The organism is Mycobacterium sp. MYCO198283 (assembly GCF_021213805.1).
In the GTDB taxonomy this organism is placed as follows: Bacteria; Actinomycetota; Actinomycetes; order Mycobacteriales; family Mycobacteriaceae; genus Mycobacterium.
This window is the reverse complement of sequence record NZ_JAJQJI010000010.1, coordinates 118,664-138,040: the sequence shown is the minus strand read 5'-3', so window position 1 is coordinate 138,040 and position 19,377 is coordinate 118,664. Positions and strand designations below refer to the sequence as shown.

Annotated in this window: 20 protein-coding genes and 1 pseudogene; 9 read left to right on the top strand and 12 right to left on the bottom strand. The window is 71.9% G+C overall.

Going from position 1 to position 19,377, the window contains the following annotated elements; translation table 11 throughout:
- The first annotated feature begins 115 nt into the window (after positions 1-115).
- Entirely contained in the window at positions 116-655 is a 540-nt protein-coding gene (locus LV457_RS18475; protein WP_374198893.1) for a hypothetical protein, read from the top strand.
- A gap of 13 nt (positions 656-668) precedes the next feature.
- On the opposite strand, the gene LV457_RS18470 is transcribed toward LV457_RS18475, so the two are convergent.
- A complete protein-coding gene (locus tag LV457_RS18470) occupies positions 669-1,946 on the bottom strand; it encodes a cytochrome P450 (protein ID WP_232172984.1) in 1,278 nt (425 codons plus the stop codon).
- A 172-nt stretch (positions 1,947-2,118) separates the two neighbouring features.
- Between LV457_RS18470 and LV457_RS18465 the strand changes: the two genes are divergently transcribed.
- On the top strand, positions 2,119-2,745 hold the full coding sequence (locus tag LV457_RS18465) for a TetR/AcrR family transcriptional regulator (RefSeq protein ID WP_232172983.1): 627 nt from the start codon (positions 2,119-2,121) through the stop codon (positions 2,743-2,745).
- A gap of 31 nt (positions 2,746-2,776) precedes the next feature.
- Here LV457_RS18465 and LV457_RS18460 read toward each other — a convergent pair whose 3' ends face one another.
- On the bottom strand, positions 2,777-3,505 hold the full coding sequence (locus LV457_RS18460; RefSeq protein ID WP_374198892.1) for an enoyl-CoA hydratase/isomerase family protein: 729 nt from the start codon (positions 3,503-3,505) through the stop codon (positions 2,777-2,779).
- Positions 3,506-3,586: 81 nt separating this feature from the next.
- On the opposite strand from LV457_RS18460, the gene LV457_RS18455 reads away from it, so the two are divergent.
- Genes LV457_RS18455 through LV457_RS18435 form a run of 5 tightly spaced genes read left to right on the top strand, consistent with a single transcriptional unit; the run spans position 3,587 to position 8,678 of the window.
- The gene (locus tag LV457_RS18455) at positions 3,587-5,155 is read left to right on the top strand and encodes an AMP-binding protein (protein WP_232172981.1); all 1,569 of its coding nucleotides are present in this window, start codon (positions 3,587-3,589) and stop codon (positions 5,153-5,155) included.
- A gap of 40 nt (positions 5,156-5,195) precedes the next feature.
- Positions 5,196-6,389 (top strand): amidohydrolase family protein, encoded by a 1,194-nt coding sequence (locus LV457_RS18450; protein WP_232172980.1) that lies wholly within the window; start codon positions 5,196-5,198, stop codon positions 6,387-6,389.
- A complete protein-coding gene (locus tag LV457_RS18445; RefSeq protein WP_308192225.1) occupies positions 6,386-7,834 on the top strand; it encodes a FadD3 family acyl-CoA ligase in 1,449 nt (482 codons plus the stop codon). The genes LV457_RS18450 and LV457_RS18445 overlap by 4 nt, the downstream gene beginning before the upstream one ends.
- A 7-nt stretch (positions 7,835-7,841) precedes the next feature.
- Entirely contained in the window at positions 7,842-8,489 is a 648-nt protein-coding gene (locus LV457_RS18440) for a fatty-acid--CoA ligase (protein WP_232172979.1), read from the top strand.
- Between the two features lie 9 nt (positions 8,490-8,498).
- Positions 8,499-8,678 (top strand): bacterioferritin-associated ferredoxin, encoded by a 180-nt coding sequence (locus LV457_RS18435; protein ID WP_232172978.1) that lies wholly within the window; start codon positions 8,499-8,501, stop codon positions 8,676-8,678.
- On the opposite strand, the gene LV457_RS18430 is transcribed toward LV457_RS18435, so the two are convergent.
- The 3 genes and pseudogenes from LV457_RS18430 to LV457_RS18420 form a co-directional block, all read right to left on the bottom strand.
- Positions 8,679-9,305 carry a TetR/AcrR family transcriptional regulator gene (locus tag LV457_RS18430; protein WP_232172977.1) on the bottom strand — a complete coding sequence of 209 codons (627 nt, stop codon included), beginning with the start codon at positions 9,303-9,305 and terminating at the stop codon, positions 8,679-8,681.
- Positions 9,306-9,406: 101 nt separating this feature from the next.
- A pseudogene (locus LV457_RS18425) lies at positions 9,407-10,170 on the bottom strand (SDR family NAD(P)-dependent oxidoreductase).
- 155 nt (positions 10,171-10,325) lie between these two features.
- A complete protein-coding gene (locus LV457_RS18420; RefSeq protein WP_232173025.1) occupies positions 10,326-10,991 on the bottom strand; it encodes a TetR/AcrR family transcriptional regulator in 666 nt (221 codons plus the stop codon).
- A 164-nt stretch (positions 10,992-11,155) separates the two neighbouring features.
- On the opposite strand from LV457_RS18420, the gene LV457_RS18415 reads away from it, so the two are divergent.
- Together LV457_RS18415 and LV457_RS18410 are read left to right on the top strand one after the other, a co-directional pair.
- A complete protein-coding gene (locus LV457_RS18415) occupies positions 11,156-12,154 on the top strand; it encodes an acyl-CoA dehydrogenase family protein (RefSeq protein ID WP_232172976.1) in 999 nt (332 codons plus the stop codon).
- A 106-nt stretch (positions 12,155-12,260) separates the two neighbouring features.
- Positions 12,261-12,863, top strand: coding sequence for a TetR/AcrR family transcriptional regulator (locus LV457_RS18410; protein WP_374198891.1), 603 nt, complete (start codon positions 12,261-12,263; stop codon positions 12,861-12,863).
- Here the strand turns inward: LV457_RS18410 and LV457_RS18405 are convergent.
- Genes LV457_RS18405 through LV457_RS18375 form a run of 7 tightly spaced genes read right to left on the bottom strand, consistent with a single transcriptional unit; the run spans position 12,850 to position 19,346 of the window.
- Complete coding sequence (locus tag LV457_RS18405) at positions 12,850-13,050, bottom strand: ferredoxin (protein WP_232172974.1); 201 nt, start codon at positions 13,048-13,050, stop codon at positions 12,850-12,852. The two genes, LV457_RS18410 and LV457_RS18405, sit on opposite strands and share 14 nt — an antisense overlap.
- Positions 13,051-13,052: 2 nt before the next feature.
- Positions 13,053-14,255 (bottom strand): cytochrome P450, encoded by a 1,203-nt coding sequence (locus tag LV457_RS18400; protein WP_232172973.1) that lies wholly within the window; start codon positions 14,253-14,255, stop codon positions 13,053-13,055.
- Positions 14,252-15,190 (bottom strand): alpha/beta hydrolase, encoded by a 939-nt coding sequence (locus tag LV457_RS18395; RefSeq protein ID WP_232172972.1) that lies wholly within the window; start codon positions 15,188-15,190, stop codon positions 14,252-14,254. Before LV457_RS18395 ends, LV457_RS18400 begins: the two co-directional genes overlap by 4 nt.
- A complete protein-coding gene (locus LV457_RS18390) occupies positions 15,180-15,998 on the bottom strand; it encodes an NAD(P)-dependent oxidoreductase (protein ID WP_232172971.1) in 819 nt (272 codons plus the stop codon). The genes LV457_RS18395 and LV457_RS18390 overlap by 11 nt, the downstream gene beginning before the upstream one ends.
- The gene (locus tag LV457_RS18385; protein ID WP_232172970.1) at positions 15,995-16,813 is read right to left on the bottom strand and encodes an NAD(P)-dependent oxidoreductase; all 819 of its coding nucleotides are present in this window, start codon (positions 16,811-16,813) and stop codon (positions 15,995-15,997) included. Before LV457_RS18385 ends, LV457_RS18390 begins: the two co-directional genes overlap by 4 nt.
- Complete coding sequence (locus LV457_RS18380; RefSeq protein ID WP_232172969.1) at positions 16,813-17,718, bottom strand: alpha/beta fold hydrolase; 906 nt, start codon at positions 17,716-17,718, stop codon at positions 16,813-16,815. Before LV457_RS18380 ends, LV457_RS18385 begins: the two co-directional genes overlap by 1 nt.
- On the bottom strand, positions 17,715-19,346 hold the full coding sequence (locus tag LV457_RS18375) for an OB-fold domain-containing protein (protein WP_232173024.1): 1,632 nt from the start codon (positions 19,344-19,346) through the stop codon (positions 17,715-17,717). Before LV457_RS18375 ends, LV457_RS18380 begins: the two co-directional genes overlap by 4 nt.
- Between the last annotated feature and the right edge of the window lie 31 nt (positions 19,347-19,377).

The window sequence follows — 19,377 nt, the reverse complement described above, 5'->3', positions numbered from 1 at the left end:
TACCACCTGGCCCCGGCCCGAACCGGCCGGCTGCGCAGTACACGACCGGATAGGAAATCCCATGCCCGCTGACCCGTTCGACCCCGACTGTCTGGACCTGTCCGTGTTGTCGCTGATGCCGATCGGCGACGACACCCCGAACCCCTACGTCCGGTACCGACTGGTGGTGATCGCCCCGACCGTCGCCGAGCTGGTGACCGCGACCGGTGGCTGGGTCTTCGACCGGGTGATGGGCGGCTGGGACGTCACGGCCATCGTCGGCGAGCTGCACGACGAGCGGCCGCTGCGGGTGCTCGGCGCCGAGCCGATCGACCTCGCCTCGGCGCTCGCGCTGCGCACCCCGGGTCCGCGGCCGCAGGCCATCGCGGTGTCCGCCGAGTTCTACGAGCGCGACGACCGGGTCCGTCGCGGCGTGCTGGACAAGCTGGAGATGGGCATCACCGAGGTGACCATGTGGGGCGACCATTGGCCCAGCGAGCTCGACGAGCACGTGACGCCCGTCGAGCACCGGCTCAGTGTGGCGGCCCGCGCGTTCAAGCGGCAGGCCATGGTGGCGGCCACCGGTGTGGGGGCGTGCGCCGACACCGAACGGTTCCGCAGCGGGCACGTGGTGCCCTGCTACGCCGGGCTTCCGGACCTGGTGCCCGCCGGCTGAGAGCCGTGCGGCGTCAGCCCGCCGGGGTGAACGTGATGTGCAGGTCGGTCAGGCCGCGCAGGATGTAGGTCGGCTCGTAGTTGTAGCGCCGCTCGCCGGCCGGGCCGTGGTGCTCTTCGTCGATGGCGATGTCGCGCATCCGGTCGAGGATCCGCTCGAGCGACACCCGGCCCTCGACCCGTGCCAGCGGGCCGCCGGGGCAGGAGTGGACGCCGCGGCCGAAGGCCAGGTGCTCGCGGGCGTTGCGGCGGTCGATCTGGAACTCGTGCGGGTTCTCGAACCGGGTGGGGTCCCGGTTGACCGCGCCCGGGCACACCATGGCGATCTCACCCGGCGCCATCTCGACGTCGCCCACCTTGGTGGCCTTCTTCGCCAGCCGGAACTGGCTCTTCACCGGGGCGTCCATCCGCAGCGTCTCCTCGACGAAGACCGGGATGCGGGTACGGTCATTGCGCAACACGTCCTGCAGGTGCGGGTGGTCGCCGAGCACCCGCATGGCGGCGCTCAGCAGCTTGGTGGTGGTCTCCTGGCCGGCGGCGAACAGGAACGTCGCCGAGCGCACCACGTCGATGATCGCCGGCGTCGAGCCGTCCGGGTACTTCGCCGTCGCCAGCGACGTCAGCACGTCGTCGCGGGGGCTGCACCGGCGGTCCTCCAGGTAGGCGGAGAACTTCTCGTCCAGCCAGGCGAGCGGGTTCATCGCCAACGTCTCGCCCTCGAGCGAACCGACGATGGCGCCCGGCTTCGGCACGCCGAGGTTGTTGCGGAACTCCTCGTGGTCCTCTTCCGGCACCCCGAGCATGTCGGCGATCACCAGCAGCGAGAACGGCTTGGCGTAGGCGGTGAGGAATTCGCAGCTGCCGGCGGAGACGAACTCGTCGAGCTGCTCGTCGGCGAGCCGCCACATGAAGTCCTCGTTCTCCTTGAGCCGGTTGGGTGTCAGCAACCGGTTCAGCAGCGAGCGGGCGTTGGTGTGTTGCGGCGGGTCCATCGTGACCATGTGCTCGTGCATGATCAGCAGCGGCCGGTTCTTCTCGATGAGCTCGGTGATGTTGTCGCCCTCGACGGCGAACGGCAGCGGCGGGAACGGCCCGCCCACGGCGATGCACGACGAGAACGTGTCGGTGTCCTTCAGCACCGCGTTGGCCTCTTCGTAGCCGGTGATCGCGACGACGCCGTAGTGCGGCTCCCGCACGACGCGGCCCTTCTCGCGCAGCGTGTCGAAGTACGGGTGCGGATCGGGGATGAGCGACTGATCCGTGAAGTAGTCGCGTTCGGTCAGGTCTGTCATCGGTGCGGCCCTTTCTGATGGGTGTCGTCGGCGCCGCGGCCCGGTGTGGGCGCTGTCACAGGCGCGGATGCTGAGCACTTGCTTAGCATGGTGGTCACGAGGGGTCAAGGACGGTTGCCGCGCTCGCTAGGCTGCCGGGGTCGGATGCGAGCGAGTCGACGGGATGGACGTCATGGCAGGTCCGGTAGGGGCACCGCGACGTATCGGCGCGCCCGATGCGACCAACCGCGCGCGGCTGCTCGACGCGGCCGAACAGCTGATGCTCGCCGAGGGATACGCGGCGGTGACGTCGCGTCGCGTCGCCGCGCAGGCGGGGCTCAAACCGCAGCTGGTCCACTACTACTTCCGCGCGATGGACGACCTGTTCGCGGCGATGTTCCGGCGGCGCGCCGAGCAGGGCCTCGCGCTGCAGGCGCAGGCGCTGCAGTCGCCGACCCCGCTGCGGGCGCTGTGGCGCTTCACCACCGACCCGGCCGGCGCCCGCCTGACGCTGGAGTTCATGGCGCTGGCCAATCACCGGAAGGCCCTGCGCGCCGAGATCGCCCACTACGGCGAGCGGGCGCGCCGCGAGCAGACCCGCGCGATGGTCGCGGCACTGCAGCGCTACGGCGTGGCGGCGAGCGAGGTGCCGCCGGTGGTGTGGACGGTGTTCGCGACGGGCATCTCCAGCGTGCTGGTGATGGAGAGCGAGATCGGCGTGGCGACCGGTCACGACGAGACGCTGGCCTTCGTGGAGCGGTGGCTGTGCCGGCTCGAAGGCGGCCTCGAAGGCGGCGAGATGCCCGCCGACGCCGGTTGACGCGGCGGGCCCGGCCCGGTCTGCGCTCACCTCAGCGCACCCGGTTCAGCACCTTGTCCGCGGCCGCCCAGTGGGCGTCGTCCACCCAGAGCTGGGCGAAGGCGGCGACCGCCTCCGCGGGGGTGACGCCGCCGACCACCCGCTTGATCTGGCCGGCGGCCGGCGTCGCCAGCGCGCGGGCCACCGTCCGCCACGCCTCGTCGAAACTCGCCCGCGGCAGGACCCGGTCGACGAGCCCGACCTCGTGCGCCTGGGCCGCGTCGAGCACGGTCCCGCTGCCGGCCAGCAGCAGCGCGCGCCCGCGGCCGACCAGCGTCGCGAGCCGTTCGGCGCCGCCCCACGCCGGCATGATGGCCAGCGAAACCTGATTGAAGCCGATCTTGATGTCGTCGGCGGCCAGCCGGATGTCGGCGGCCACCGCCACCTCGGCGCCGCCGCCGAGCGCGTGGCCGTTCAGCGCGGCGATCACCGGGCCCGGGAAGTCGGCCAGCCGGTCGCAGATGGCCCGCATGCGCCACGCCATCGCCGCGGCCTCGTCCTCGGTGCGCAGTACCGCGAGCTCCTTGAGGTCGCCGCCGGAGACGAAGGCGCGGTCGCCCGCGCCGGTGATGGCGAGCGCCTGGGCGTCCTTGGCGGCGTCGAGAGCCTCGTCGAGCTGGTCCATGGTGTCGGGCGCGATCGCGTTGCGCGCCTGCGGCCGGTTGATGGTGATGACGGCCAGCGCACCGCCGGACTGCTGGTCGAACTCCAGATCCACCACCGCGGCCACCTGTTCTGATATTGGCATTCTCGCTCTCGGAGAATAGCATCCTCAGCGCAGGCGACGACGGGAGCGAGACCCATGCGGACCATTCCTGCCGAGCTGGTCGACCGGTACACCGCCGAGGGGTGGTGGACGCCCGAGACGCTCGGCGACCTGGTCGACGCCGGCCTGGCCGCGGCGCCCGGCGTCGAGTTCCGGGTGCACTCGGCGGTGCGGCCCTACGAGGGCACCTTCGGCGACGTCGAGGTCGTCGCGCGCCGGTTGGCGGCGGGCCTGCACGCCCGCGGCGTCGGTCCGGGCGATGCGATCGCGTTCCAGCTGCCCAACTGGATGGAGGCGGCGGCCACCTTCTGGGCGGCGGCGCTGCTGGGCGCCGTGGTGGTGCCGGTCGTCCACTTCTACGGCCCGGCGGAGCTGCGCTACATCCTCGCCGCGAGCCGGCCCAAGGCGTTCGTCACCGCCGAGCGCTTCGGGCGGCTCACCTACGACCCCGCCGTCAGCGCCGACGTCCCGGTCGTCGGGGTGGTCGGGAGCACGTTCGCAGAGCTGCTGGCCGACGAGCCGCTCGCCGGGCACCTGGCCGCCGACGCCACGCAGCCCGCGCTCATCGCGTTCACGTCGGGCACCACCAGCGCGCCGAAGGGCGTGGTGCACAGCCACCAGACGCTCATCTGCGAGACCCGGCAGCTGGCCGCCCGCATGCACGCCGACCGCGGCAAGCAGCTGACGGCCGCGCCGGTCGGCCACTTCATCGGCATGATCAACTCGGTGCTCATCCCGGTGCTCGACCGGATGCCCGTGAACATGATCGACCTGTGGGATCCGGCGCGGGTGCTGGCGCTCATCCGCGACGAGGGGCTGACCGTCGGCGGCGGCGCGCCGTACTTCGTCACCAGCCTGCTCGACCACCCCGACTTCGGCCCCGAGCACCTGGCGTACGTGCGGAACATCGGGCTGGGTGGCGCGACGGTGCCCGCGGCGGTCACCCGCCGGCTGGCTGACATGGGCATCGCGGTGTTCCGGTCCTACGGCTCCACCGAGCACCCGTCGATCACCGGTTCGCCGTGGGACGCCCCGGAGGACAAGCGGCTCTACACCGACGGCTCGGCGATGCCCGGGGTGGAGCTGCGGCTCGCCGACGACGGCGAGATCTGCTCGCGCGGCCCGGACCTGTGCCTGGGCTACACCGACGACACGCTCACCGCGGCGACCTTCGACGCCGACGGCTGGTACCACACCGGCGACGTCGGCGAGCTCGACGAGGACGGCTACCTCACGATCACCGACCGCAAGGCCGACGTCATCATCCGCGGCGGCGAGAACGTCAGCGCCGTCGCGGTCGAGGAGGTGCTGCTGGCGATGCCCGAGGTGGCCGAGGCCGTCGTGGTCGCGGCGCCCGACGACCGGCTGGGGGAGAAGGTGGCCGCGGTGTTGCGCGTGCGGCCCGGCGCGACGATGCCCGACACCGACCGGGTGCGGGCGCACTTCCAGGCGGCGGGGGTGGCGCGCCAGAAGTGGCCGGAGCTCGTGATCGAGGTGCCCGAGGGGCAGGACTATCCGCGGACCCCGAGCGGCAAGGTGCAGAAGTACCGGGTCCGCGAGAACGTCCGGCTCGCGACCGCGGGGGGCATTGCGGCCCGCGCGTGACAGAGAATAGGATTCTTGTAACGAGATAAGGAGTGTTTCGATGGGTCAACTATCACACCGGGTGGACATCCCGTTCCCGCTGTTCGACGCCGACAATCACCTGTACGAGCCGCCGGAGGCGATGACCAAGTACCTCCCGAAGGAGTACAAGGACGTCGTCCAGTACGTCGAGGTGAACGGTCGCACCAAGATCGCGATCAAGGGCCAGATCAGCAATTACATCCCGAACCCCACCTTCTCCCACGTCGCCAAGCCGGGCGCCTGGGAGGAGTACTTCAAGTTCGGCAACCCCGACGGCAAGAGCAAGCGGGAGCTGTTCGGCGAGCCGATGCGGTCCATCCCGGCGTTCTTCGAGCCGGCGCCGCGGCTGGAGCTCATGAACGAGCTCGGCGTCGACCGGTCGTTGATGTTCCCGACGCTGGCCAGTCTCATCGAGGAGCGGCTGCGCGACGATCCGGTCGCGATCCACGTCATCATCCACTCGCTCAACGAGTGGCTGCACGAGGTGTGGGGCTTCAACTACCAGAACCGCATCTTCACCACACCGGTCATCACGCTGCCGATCGTCGAGAAGGCGATCGAGGAGCTGGAATGGGCCGTCAAGCGCGGCGCCCGCGCCATCCTCATCCGCCCGGCGCCGGTGCCCGGCTTCCGCGGCCCGCGGTCGTTCGCCCTGCCCGAGTTCGATCCGTTCTGGCAGAAGTGCGTCGAGTACGACGTCTTCATCGGTATGCACTCGTCGGACAGCGGTTACTCGCGCTACACCTCGGAGTGGGACGGCGTCGCGCAGGAGATGCTGCCGTTCCAGACCAACGCCATGTCGATCCTCAACGAGTGGCGGCCCATCCAGGACGCGGTGGCCTCGTGGGTCATCCACGGCGCGCTCTACCGCTTCCCGGAGCTCAAGGTCGGCATCGTCGAGGCGGGCTCGAAGTGGATGTTCCCGCTGCTCGACGGCCTCGCCGAGGTCTACAAGAAGAGCCCGGAGAGCTTCCCGATGGGTCACCCGGTCGAGGAGATCAAGAACCGCATCTACGTCAGCCCGTTCTACGAGGAGGGTATCGACGACCTGATCAACCTGATCGGCGTGGACCAGGTGCTGTACGGCTCGGACTGGCCGCATCCGGAAGGGCTGGCCGAGCCCACGCACTACGTCACCGCGCTGGAGCACCTCGCGGTGGAGGACCAGGCGAAGATCATGGGCGGCAACCTCGGGCGTCTCGTCACGGTGTGACCTACCAGCCGCAGTGGCGGACCATCCCCGAGATGGTCCGAAGCGCAGCGGACCGCTTCGGCGACGCCGAGGCCGTCGTCGACGGTCCGCTGCGCCTCACCTTCACCGAACTCGCCGGCCGCATTCGGCGGGCCGCGGGCGCATTTCACGAGCTGGGCATCGCCAAGGGCGACCGGGTGGCGATCTGGGCGCCGAACTCCGTCCACTGGATCGTTGCGGCGTTCGGCCTGCTCACCGCCGGCGGTGTGGTCGTCCCGGTGAACACGCGGTTCAAGGCCGAGGAGGCTGCGGACATCGTCGTCCGCAGCGGCGCCAAGGCGGTGCTCGTGGTGCAGGGCTTTCTGGGTGTGCAGTACGCCGCGCCGCAGGGGATTCCGGTGATCGACCTGACGTCCGGATTTCTCGACGGCGCCGGCGAATTCGAGTGCGCGGTCGAGGGCACCGACATCGCCGACATCATCTACACCTCGGGCACCACCGGCCGGCCCAAGGGCGTCATGATGAACCATTCGCAGACGCTGCGGCTCTACACCGAGTGGTGTGACCTCGCCGATCTGCGCCCCGGCGACCGCTACCTCGCGGTCAACCCGTTCTTCCACACGTTCGGCTACAAGGCCGGCGTCATCGCCTCGCTGATCCGCGGCGCGACGATCGTGCCGGTGCCGGTGTTCGATGTCGACCGGGTGGTGGATCTCGTCGCGGCCGAACGCATCACGATGCTGCCCGGACCGCCGACGCTGTACCACTCGCTGCTGGCAGTCGCCGACAAGGACCGGCTCAAGACGCTGCGGGCCGGGGTCACCGGATCGGCGGACATCCCCGTCGAGCTCATCCGTCGCGTCCACGAGGAGCTGCCGTTCCAGACGCTCGCGACCGGCTACGGGCTCACCGAGTGCGGCACCGCGACGCTGTCGCGGCCGGGCGACTCGTTCGCCGACATCGCCACCACGGTGGGGCTGCCGTGCGACGGTGTGGAGGTCCAGATCGCCGGCGACGGTGAGGTGTTGGTGCGCGGCTACAGCGTGATGCAGGGCTACCTCGACGATCCCGCGGCGACCGCCGAGGCGATCGACGCCGACGGCTGGCTGCACACCGGCGATCTCGGCCGGTTCACCGACACCGGCCGGCTGCAGATCATCGGCCGCAAGAAGGACATGTTCATCGTCGGCGGCTTCAACGCCTACCCCGCCGAGATCGAGGGCTTCTTGCTCGAGCACCCGGCCGTCGCGCAGGCGGCGGTGATCGGCGTGCCCGACGAGCGGCTCGGCCAGGTCGGTAAGGCCTTCATCGTGCCGCGGGTGCGCCGCGGCGCCGTCTCGGAGCAGGAGCTGATCGCGTGGAGTCGCGACCGCATGGCCGGCTACAAGGTGCCGCGGTTCGTCGAGTTCGTCGACGCCCTGCCGCTGAACGCCAGCGGCAAGGTGATGAAAGACCGGCTGCGCTGAGCCGGCCATGACGCCGACCACTGCCGCCCCCGGGGGACAGCCGCGGTCGTTCGTGATCGTCTCCGACTACCGCGTGCCGGACCCGAGCCGCGTCATACCGCTGCTGCGGCGGCGGCAGGCGGCGCTGGCCGACATCGGCGCCCACCATGTGCTGGTCTACCTGTCGACGCGCGAGCCCGACCGGGTGCTGGTGATGATCGTCGTGCGCAACCGCGAGCCCGTCGTCGACCTGCTGCGGTCGCGGGTGTTCTTCGACTGGTTCGACGACGCCGGCGTCACCGACATCCCCGCGGTGTTCGCCGGCGAGCTCGTCGAACGCCTCGACGTCGGCGAGCACGCCGAGCCGCAGCCACCGCCGACGATGGTGGCCGCGTTCGCGGCGGTCGATGACGTGCCGCGGCTGATGGCGTCGGTCCACCGGGCGCTGCCCCGCTTCGTGGCCGCGGGCATCCAGACGATGTGGGTGTTCCGGGCGTTCGACGACGACCACGAGGTGCTGACCCTGACCGAGATCGTCGACGAGCGCCGGGCGTCGGCGTGGATCAAGCGGCCCGACGAGGCCGCCGAGTGGATGGCCGGTGCGGGGATGGGCGCCTATCCGCCGCTGTTCGTCGGCCGGTTCGAACACCTCATCCGCATCGAACCCGCCGGCTGAGCCCGCGCGATGTACGTCTGCCTGTGCACCGGTATCACGAGCCACGAGGTGGCCGAGGCGGTGGCGGCCGGCGCCTCGACCTCCAAGGAGGTGGCGGCCGCGTGCGGTGCGGGGTCGGAGTGCGGCCGCTGCCGCAAGACCGTGCGCGCCATCATCGAGGCCAGCTCGTCGCCGGCGGGCGCCCGCTGACTAGCTGGCGCCGGGCGCGGCGCCCAGCCCCTGCAGGCAGAACCGCACCAGGTGGTCGATGTCCTCGGCGGGTGGCCGGCGTCCCGATCCGATGTAGCGGCGCAGCGTGCCGATGGTGCAGTAGAACACCGCGTCGGCGTCGCGGACGGGGTCCGGCCGGCCCATCGCCGCGACCGGTTCGGACAGCAGCGCCCGCAGCGGGGCCATGATTTCCTCGTCGGCGGCCTGCCGGTTGGTGATCGCCGTCAACTGCTCCACCGTGGCGCTGCACATGCTGAGCAGGTGCGGATCGGCCATCTGGGCGAAGAGCCCCTCGATCCAGCGAGCGACCTTGGCCGCCGGGGTGCTCTCCTGGTCGATCTCCGGCTGCAGCCGCGAGATGACGATCGCGATGCCGCGCTCCATCACGGCCAGCACCAGGTCGTCCTTGCCGGCGAAGTAGCGGTAGAACGCCTTGTTCGACGAGCCGGCCTCGGCGACGATGTCGCTCACCCGCGGCGGCTCGGGCGCCACCCGCTCCATCACCCGCACCGCGGCGGCGAGGATGCGTTCGACCTCCTCGGTGGAGCACCGCTGCCGTTCGTCGAGCGCACGGTCGACGGCGGCGGACACCCGGGTGGTCAGCATCGGACGGCCCCGAAGGTGTCGACGGCGGTGTTCATCGCGCGCATCCTGCGAAAATACCATTCTCCCCGCAGGAAACGGCGGGTACGCCGCCGCGGGCGCCGCTAGCGGGGCGGGAAGCGCAGCGCGCCGTCGAGCCGGATGACCTCGCCGTTCAGGTAGTCGTTCTCGATGATGCTCTGCGCCAGCTGGGCGTACTCGCCGGGCCGACCCATCCGCTTCGGGAACGGCACCTGCGGCGCCCAGTACTGCTCCAACTGATCGGCGGCTTTGCCGTAGGCCGGCGTGTTGATGGTGCCGGGCGCGATGGTGACCACGCGGATACCGAGCGGCGACAGGTCGCGCGCCGCGACGAGCGTCATGCCGAGCACCCCGCCCTTCGCCGCCGCGTAGGGCAGTTGGCCGACCTGCCCCTCGTAGCCGGCGATCGAGGCGGTGTTGACGATCACGCCGCGGCCACCCTCGGCCAGCGGCTCGGAGTGGCGATGGCCGCGGCAGACAGCCGCATCACGTTGAAGACGGCCGTCAGGTAGAACTCGACCGTCCTGCGGAACCCGTCGAGGTCCAGCGGGGTGCCGTCCTTGCCGACGAGCCGCCCACCGCTGGCGGGTCCGCCGTGGGTGTCGACCGAGATCCGCAGCGGGGCCAGCGACTGCGCCTCGGCGATCGCGGCGTTGACGGACTCCTCCGACGTCGCGTCGGTTCGCACGTAGCGGGCGCCCAACTCGCTCGCCAGCGCGCCGCCCTTCTCGTCGGCGAGGTCGGCGATCACCACCTGCGCACCGGCCGCGTGCAGGCGGCGCACGGTCGCCTCGCCCAGGCCGCCCGCGCCCCCGACGACGATGGCGGATGTTCCGGCGATGTCCACGGCGCCTCCTGGCGTTACAACGACGTTCTGTCTCACAGAGAATAGCATTCTCTACGGGACATGCGGCGTGGCGGTGCAGGGGGCGGGCTGGTGGTGTGAGGGCTGCGTACGCCTGGTGGCCGAAGGGCGTACACAGCGCTCACATCAGCCGGGGGTCAGCGGCGCGCGATGCCTCCGGAGCAGAAGGCCCATGCTTCGGCGGCGGTGATCGGATGGGCTCCGGCGCCGGAGCCGCCCTCGCCGGCGGTGCTGCTGGGCAGTGCGATGAACATGACGGTCTGCATCGTCATGGCCGCCATGCGCCGCGGGTCGAGGTCGTCGCGCAACGCGCCCGCGGCGGCGGCCTGCTCCATCAGCTCGCAGAACAGCCCGAACAGCGAGGCGTGCGACATGCGCACCTCGGCGGGGTGGGAGACCAGCAGGCGGGGCGCGAACTCGGTGAACAACGGACGCCGCGCGTCGGGATCGGGCCGGGTGAGCTCGAACAGCAGCTCGACGGCCACCTGTAGCCGGTCCAGCGGATCGCCGTGGCCGGCCGTGGCGGCGCGGATCTGGTCGGTCACGCGGCTCAGCGCGTCTTCGTAGAGCGCCAGCAGCAGCTCGTGCTTACCGTCGAACTGCAGGTAGAAGCTACGCAGAGACTGTTTGGAGCGGTCGACGACCTCCTGGACGGTGAAGTCCGTCGAACCCTTCTCGGTGATGATGGCCTGCGCCGCGTCGAGGAAGCGCTGCACCCGCTGACCCGCGCGCAGCTTCGCGGTGCGGATGGAGCGTTCGACCGCGCGCTGCTTCCACGCCGGCTCTTCGCCCGGGCTGTTCACCGCGTGCGCCGTCTCGCCGGCGCGCAAATGGCCATTACTGAATGGTAACCGAGGGCGGATCGGCATTGTACGGTCGGCGGCGGTGTGATGCTGAGCACCGAAAGGGCAGCTCGCTAGCGATGAGAATGTTATTCTCCGAATTGCCGTCGTCCGAGGGAGGCCCCGTGCTGCTGGAGTTCGATGCCGATCAGCGGCTACTGGCCGACACGGCCCGGGAGGTGCTGGCGAAGGAGTGTCCGCCGAACCTGGTGCGGTCGGTGGCCCAGGACGGCGCCGACAGCCGCCCGCTGTGGCAGACCTTCGTGGACCTCGGCTGGACCGAGCTGGGCGAGGCCGCCGACATGGTCGAGCTGGGCATCGTCTGTGAGGCGCTGGGGCGGGCGTGCGACCCGACGCCGTTCCTCGCGACGCTGACGCAGTTTGCGCCGCTGGCCGGCGACCGGCGCGACGCGGCGCAACCCGGCGCCGCGGTCTGGGAGGGCATCGCGGTGCACCGCGACGGTGACGCGTGGCGGCTCGACGGGACGGCGACGACGGTGCTCGACGGGGACCGCGCGGCCGCGCTCGCCGTGGCCACCCCCGCCGGCGTCTTCGTCGTCCCGGCCGATCAGGTGCGCACCCGCCGGGTCGACGTCTTCGACCCGGTGCTGCACGTCGCGGAGGTCACCTTCGCCGGCGTGCGGGTGGCGGCCGGCGACCGGCGCGACGCCGATGTGGCGGGCGCCCGCGACGTGGCGCTCACCGGCCTGGCACTGACGATGGTCGGGGCCTGCCAGCGCATCCTCGACATGGTGCTGGAGCACGTCAGCACCCGGCACCAGTTCGGCGTGCCGATCGGCTCCTTCCAGGCGGTGGCACACAAGGCCGCCGACATGCACGTCGCGGTGGAACGGGCGCGGGCGCTGGCGTACTTCGCCGCCCTGACCGTCGCCGCCGACGACCCCCGGCGCCGGGTCGCGGCCGCCATGGCCAAGGCGGCCGCCGGCGAATGCCAGTCGCTGGTGTTCCGGCACGGCATGCAGCTGTTCGGCGCCATGAGCTTCACCTGGGAGAACGACCTGCAATTCCCGCTGAAGCGCGCCAAGGCCGGTGAGCTGCTGCTGGGCAACGCGGCGAGCCACCGCGCCGTGATCGCCCGGGAATACCGTGCGGCCGGCTTTTGACCGTCGAGATCTGCTCACCGGATGACCACGCGGAACGTCATCGGCCCGCCGCATGGGCCGGTGCGGGTGCGACGATGACCGCATGGCGAACGATGGAGGGGTCCGGGTGACCGCGGCGCGGCCGTACGCCGCGCTGCGCGCCAAGGGCGAAGACCGCAAACAGCGCATCCTCGCCGCGGCGCAGCGGCTCCTGACCCGCAACGGCTGGCGCAGCACGACACTGGCGCAGATCGCGGCGGAGGCCGGGGTGAGCGCGGCCGGCGTGCTGCACCACTACGAATCCAAGGAACAGCTGCTGCACGCCGTGCTCGACATGCGCGACGCCGCCGACGACGCGCACGCCGACCGGTCCGGCGACCTGCTGCGGGAGCTGGCCCGCGTGCCGGACCGGATGCGCCGGTCCCCGGAGCTGGTGGGCACGTACACGGTGCTGCTCATCGAGAACCTCGATCCGCAGGCGCCGCTGCACGACCGGCTGCTGCTGCGGCACCGCACGGCGATCGACATCGTCGCCGGCATCATCCGCCGCGGCCAGCGCGACGGCCACTACCGGGCGGATGTCGACCCGGTGATCAAGGCCACCGAGATCACCGCGTTCGTCAGCGGCATGGAGATGGCGTGGCTGCTCGACCGCCGGCTTCCGCTGGAGGACGCGTTCGGCACCTACGTCGCGTCGCTGGGGCGGGACCTCTCGCCTACTGCTCGCTGATCGAGATCGCCTGGCGCGGGCACTGCCGGACGGCTTCGGCCACCCGCGCCTCGTTCTCGGGCGTGACCTCCTCGGTCAGCACGTGCAATTCGTCGTTGTCGTCGAGGTCGAAGATCTCGGGGTCGACGCCCATGCACACCCCGTTGCTCTCGCACAGGTCCCAGTCGACGACGATCTTGCGGGTCATGGTCAGCGCACCACTTTGACCGGGACGTTGCTGAAGCCGGCGACGTTTTGCATGTGCACCCGCCGCAGCCCGTCGAAGTCGACCTCGAACCGGGGCATGAAGTCGAGCAGGTGCTCGAGCGCGATCGCGGTCTCCATACGCGCCAGCGCGGCGCCCAGGCAGCTGTGGATGCCGTAGCCGAGGCCGAGGTTCTGCGCCTGCGTGCGGTCGCGGTCGATGTCGAACGTCTCGGCGTCGGTGAAGGCCGCCGGGTCGCGATTGGCCGCCGCACCGCACAGGAACACCGGCTTGTGCGCCGGGACCGTGCCGCTGGGCAGCTCGACGTCCTTGAGGCTGTAGCGCACGTTGTACTGCACCGGTCCGACGTAGCGCAGCAGCTCCTCCACGGCGGCGGGGATCTTGCTGCGGTCGTCGAGCAGCTTCTGCCACTGGTCGGGGTGCTGCGCGAACACCACCACGGCGCTGCCGAGGAGCTTGGTGACCGTCTCGGCGCCGGCGCCGCCCAGCAGCACCGCGAACCCGGTGATCTCGATGTCGTCGAGCTTGCGCAGCTCGCCGTTCTCGCCGGGGATCTCGGCGAGGATGAGCCGGCTGATCATGTCGTCCTGCGGGGCGGCGCGCCGCTCCTGGATGAGGCCGTAGTAGTACATCGCCGCGTCGATGTTGGCCTTCATGTTGGTCTCGTTCTGCTCGAGCTGCCCGGGCTCGCGGTGCAGGCTCGTGTCGATCCAGTGCCGCACCTGCTGGCGGTAGGCCTCGGGCACGCCCGCCATGCGGGTGATCACCTCGACAGGGAACGGCCCGGAGAAGTCCTGTACCAGGTCGAAGCCGTCGGGATCACACGCGCCGAGGTAGTGCTGGACCAGCTCGACGACGGTGTCGCGCTGCGACTGGATGGCGCGGGGTGTGAACGCCTTGTTCAGCAGGCTGCGCATGTGCCGGTGCTCGGGCGGATCCATGAAGATGATCGACTTCTGCGGCACCTCGCCGGAGCGCACCATGCCCAGGTCGCAGCCCCGGGCCGACGAGAACGACTCGTAGTCCCGGAACGCCGCCGCGACGTCGGCGTGGCGTGTCAGCGCGTAGAAGTCCTCCTGCTCGCTGTAATACAGCGGGGCTTCCTCCCGCATGCGGCGGAAGACCGAGTACGGGTCGTCGAAGAATTCCTGCGACACCGGGTCGAACAGGACTTCGGACACTGTCATGGTTGCTCCTTACGACGTGCTGCGGCTGCGGTGTTGTAGTCGAGTGTGAGAGCCGACGCCATTGCGGCGCACTGTTTCTCGAAGAAAAGTCGCGAAACGTGTGCGCGCGGCGCGATCGCGTCGAAACCGTGGAAGGCGCCCGGCACCACCTCGACGTCGCACGGCACGCCGGCCGCGCGCAGGCGCTGGGAGTAGGCGAGGTCCTCGTCGTGGAACAGGTCGTGCGTCCCGACGCCGATCCAGGCGGGCGGCAGGCCCGCGAGGTCGGTGCGGCGGGCCGGCACGGCGACCGCCGGGTCGGCGTCCCCGAGGTAGGCGGCCCATCCCAGCCGGTTGCTGCGGGCGGTCCACAGCCGGTGGCGGGGATCGCCGGTGGCACTGCGGTCGTCGAGCATCGGGTAGACCAGCAACTGGAACGCGACCGGGGCGTCGCCCTGGGTCGCGTGGTCGCGGGCCCACAGCGCCAGGGCCGCCGCGAGGCCGCCGCCGGCGCTGGCGCCGCCGATCGCGATCCGTGCCGGGTCGACGGCGGGCAGCGTCGACAGCCACCGCAGGGCGGCGTAGCAGTCCTGCAGCGCCGCGGGATACGGGTGCGCCGGCGCCAACCGGTACTCGACGGCCGCGACGGTGATGCCGAGGGCGTCTGCGAACCGGCGGCACAGCCGGTCGTCCTGCGCGGGGCTGCCCAGCAGGTAGCCGCCGCCGTGGATCCACAGCAGTGCGGCGCCGGGACCGGCGGTCGGCGGGCGGTGCACGCGCACCCGCATGCCCGACGACAGCCGCAGCACCTCCACGCCGCGGGCGGGACGCCCGGTCAGGCGCCCGGTGGCGCGGCGCAGCAGGGGCAACAGGACCGGCCGCACCGGCTGGGCGGGTACCAGCCGGGCGATGCGGCGCAGGTCGGGATGAACCGGATCGGCGGCGTCAGTGGCCATCGCCGGTGCTCTCGGAGGCGGCCGCGTCGATCACGGCGTCGAGGATTCCGAGGTCGCCGCCGAGGTCGGCGACGGTCTTGCGCAGCACCGCGACGTCTTTTCCGACGAAGCCCGCGACCGCGGCGGTGAACGCGGCCACCGATCCCGCGGCGGCGATGCTGCCCAGCGCCCGGCTTGCGCCGCTGCCGTGCGGCAGTGCCGCGAGCAGTGCCGCCTCGTTGACCCCGAGCCGGCCGCCGAGTCGCACCGCCTCGGCGACGAGCCCGAGTTGGGCGGCGAACAGCGCGTTGTTGACCAGCTTGATCCGCTGCCCGTCGCCGCGTGCGCCGGCCGCCAGCAGCGGGTCGGCGTAGGCCGACAGCACCGGGCGCAGGCGTGCGACGGTGTCGTCGTCGCCGCCGACGAAGAGCGTCAGCCGACCGGCCGCGATGTCATGGGGGCCGCCGCTGACCGGCGCGTCGACGACGGTGACTCCGCACGGAGCCGCCTGAGCCGCAACGGCGTCGACGGTGCGCGGGCTGCCGGTGGTGTGGATCACCAGCGTGGCGCCGGCCGGCATCGCCGCCGGCAGGCCGCCGTCGAGGCACACCTCGCGCACCTGGTCGTCGGTGAAGACGCAGACGACGACCACCTCGGCGTCGCGCGCCGCGTCGGCGGTGTCGGCGACGGGCGTGGCACCCAGCTCGGCGAGCGCGGCGCGCTGCTCGGGGCGGCGGCCCAGCACCCGGACGTCGTGGCCGGCCGCGACCAGCCGGGCCACCATGGGCCGGCCCATCCGGCCGGCGCCGACGAAGCCGACGCGGGTCATCGCGGGTGGTTCATCAGGGTCAGGGCGGCGTCGGCGGCGTCGCGCACGGCTCCCGGCTCGGCGCCGGCGCGCTCCGCGAGGTCCGACACCAGCCGGACGTCCTTCTGCAGCAGCGGCCCGGCGTGGCCGGCGAGCTGGTCCAGCAGCCCGCCGTTGCGGCCGATGACGTTCAGCGCGAAGCTCCCGCCGCTGCCGCGGCTCAGCACCTCCGCGAGGCTCTCGCGGCTGACGCCGAGCCGCTCCCCGAGGGTGAACGCGGTGGCCGCGGACCCGAGGTTCGCGGTGAACAGCAGGTTGTTGAGCAGCTTGGCGACCTGGCCCGCGCCCACCCCGCCGAGGTGCACGATCGGGTCGCCGTAGCTGGCGAACACCGGCCGGCAGCGCTCGACGACCTCGTCGTCGCCGCCGACCATCACCAGCAGGGTGCCGGCCGCCGCCGCGGGCCCGCCGCCGCTCACCGGCGCGTCGACCACGGCCACACCGCGCGCGCCCGCCTGCTCCGCGAGCGCCCGGCAGGTCTCGGGGTGCACCGTGCTGTGGATCGCGATGACGCCGCCGGGCGCGAGCTCCGACAGCACGCCGTCCGCACCGTTGATCACCTGGTCGACGTCGGCGTCGCCGACCACGCACAGGCACACCAGGTCCGACGCGGCGGCCAGCTCGGCCGGCGTGGCGGCGTATCGGGCGGCGGTGTCGGCGTACGGCTCGAGCGAGGCCCGCCGGCGCGCCCACAGCGTGGTGGGGTGCCCGGCCTCGACGATCCGGCGGGCCATGGGTCCGCCCTGACTGCCCAGTCCGATGAATCCGACGCGCATCAGCCTGCCTTCCGTTCGTGGTCCGCGGTGCGCTCCAGGCCGGCCGCCGCCACGCATTCCTCGACGAACGCCAGCAGCGAGAGGTGATAGGCGGTGGCGGTGTGGCCGAGGCTCAGGTTGTGGCCGGCCTCGTGCTGTTCGTGCCACACCGCCCGCGGCGACGCGGTGAACAGCGCCGCCACCGCGGTCAGCGCGGCGGGACCGTTCTCCCACACCCGCTCGTGGTCGCCGAGGCTGAAGCGCACCGGCACGTCGAGCCGGGCCGCCATGGCCGGCAGGTCCTCGCGCCACCCGGCCGCGACGGGCCCTTCCCAGCGGCAGCCGCGCGACGCGATGCGGCGCCCGCCGGCGTTCTGCGGCGGATACAGCGCGTCGGGGCGCCACAGCAGGTCGCCCAGCCCCTTCGGGATCTCGTGCACCGCAGCGGTTTCCAAGATCCGGCGGGCCGCAGGCTGCTGGGCGCGCCCGGTCGCCGAAATCTCCAGGCCCAGCAGCGTCGCACCGCGCGGGTCGGTCGCCAGGCGCAGCGCATGTTCGGAGCCGATCGAGTGGCCGAGCAGGAACACCCCGGCGCCGCGCGCGGCCGGCGGCAGCAGCGCGTCCACGGCGCGCCACGACAGGTCGACCCGGTACTGCGGCGACATCATCGACTCGGCGTGCGGGGCCGACGCGCCATAGCCGGGCCGGTCGAGCGCGAGCACCGAGAACCCCAGCGCCGCACCGAGCCGCAGCAGCGAGAGCCGCGGGAGGTCCGGGCAGTCGAAGTAGGCCGACGTCGTGGCGCCGCCGTGGAAGGCGACGACGGCGGCCCGCGGCGCGGCGGCCGTGGCCCGCAGGCCCGACATCGGCACCCCGTCGACGTCGGCGACGACGGGCTGCGGGTCGGCGGCGGCGAGCGGGGTCATGTCCCGGCGCGCAGCAGCAGGACGCCGCTGGGGGTGAGCCCGCCGCTGGTGACCACGGCGACGCGGGCGTCGTCGACCTGGCGCGCACCGCCCTCGCCGCGCAGCTGGGTGACGGCCTCGTGGATGAGCCCCATGCCGTGCGTGCGGCCGTGCGAGAGCTGCCCGCCGTGGGTGTTCAGCGGGATGGTCCCGTCGCGGGCGATGGCGGTGCCGTCGGCCAGGAAGTCCTTCGCCTCGCCGATGCCGCAGAAGCCGAGCGCTTCCAGCCAGGTCAGGCAGTTGAACGTGAACCCGTCGTAGAGCTCGGCGACGTCGACGTCGCCCGGCCGCAGCGACGTGCGCGACCACAGGTGCGCGGCCTGGCCGAGCGCCTGCGGCTCGTGGGTGAGGGTCGACTGGTCCCAGTCGAGCCGCTCGATGATCTGCGTGCCGACGGCCTCGACGAACACCGGCGGCTTGGCCAGGTCGGCCGCGGCGTCACGCGCGGACACGATGACCGCGACGGCGCCGTCGCACGGAACGTCGCAGTCGTAGAGCCCGAACGGCGTCGTGATCATCCGCGCGGACAGGTAGTCGTCCATCGTCATGGGGTCGCGGTAGATCGCGGTCGGGTTGAGCGCGGCGTTGGCGCGCTGGTTGAGCGCGATGCGGCCGAGCGTCTCGCGCGTCGTGCCGTAGCGGTGGAAGTGCCGGCCGGCGTTCTGCGCCAGCGTGTGGGCCGCCGACGTGGCGCCGAACGGCTGCTGCCAGCTCTCGGTGCGACCCATCGACGGCGTGATCCTGCCCTGCTTCATCAGCTCGGCGTAGGTCGACTCCCACAGCGTCCGGAAGCACAGCACGTGGCGCGCCAGCCCGCCCGCGACGGCCAGCATCGCCGCGATCACCGAGCCGCCCGGGCCGAACGTCTCCATGGTGCCGTTGTGCCAGGTCGGTTTGATGCCCAGCGCGGCCTCGAGGGCGGTGACGCCGCCCTCGCCCATGCCGGCCACCTTCAGCGGCCCCGGGTACGTCGACAGCCCGTCGATGTCGTCGAGACGCAGCCCGGCGTCGCCGATCGCCGCCTCGCACGCGTCGAGGGTCAGCGACAGCGGGGAGCGCAGCTGGCGGCGGCCGATCGCCGACATGCCGATGCCGGTGAGCGCGACCGCGTCCTCGAACTTCTTCGTCGTGACCATCGGCCGGACGTGCTCGGCGAACCGCTCGGGGGCGATCGCGTCCTCGGGCAGCGGCGCGGTCCGCGCCGGGGTGACGGGCCGGAACAGCGGCAACCACACATCCTCGGCCTGCTCGAACACCACCTCGACCAGCTGGCCGAGCGCCAGGGTCTCCGGATCGGCGTCGACGATGTTGGTGGTGAGCCGCACCCGCGGATCCTCGGTGATCGCGACCTCGGCCACCACGTAGGGCGCCGGCAGCGCGGGCAGGCTGAACCGGTGGTTGACGGTGAACCCGGCCAGCGTGGCGGTGCCGGACACCGCGCGGACGGCGAGATCGCGGCTGCGGCAGTAGCGGCACACCGGCGCGGGCGGATGGATCAGCGCCCGGCACTGCTCGCAGCCGAGGAACCGCAGTTCGCCGTCGGCGCCGGCGGTCCAGAAGAACTCGGTGTCCAGCGTCAGCAGGGGCAGGGGTCGGCCCGCGGCGTCGGGTGCGATGACG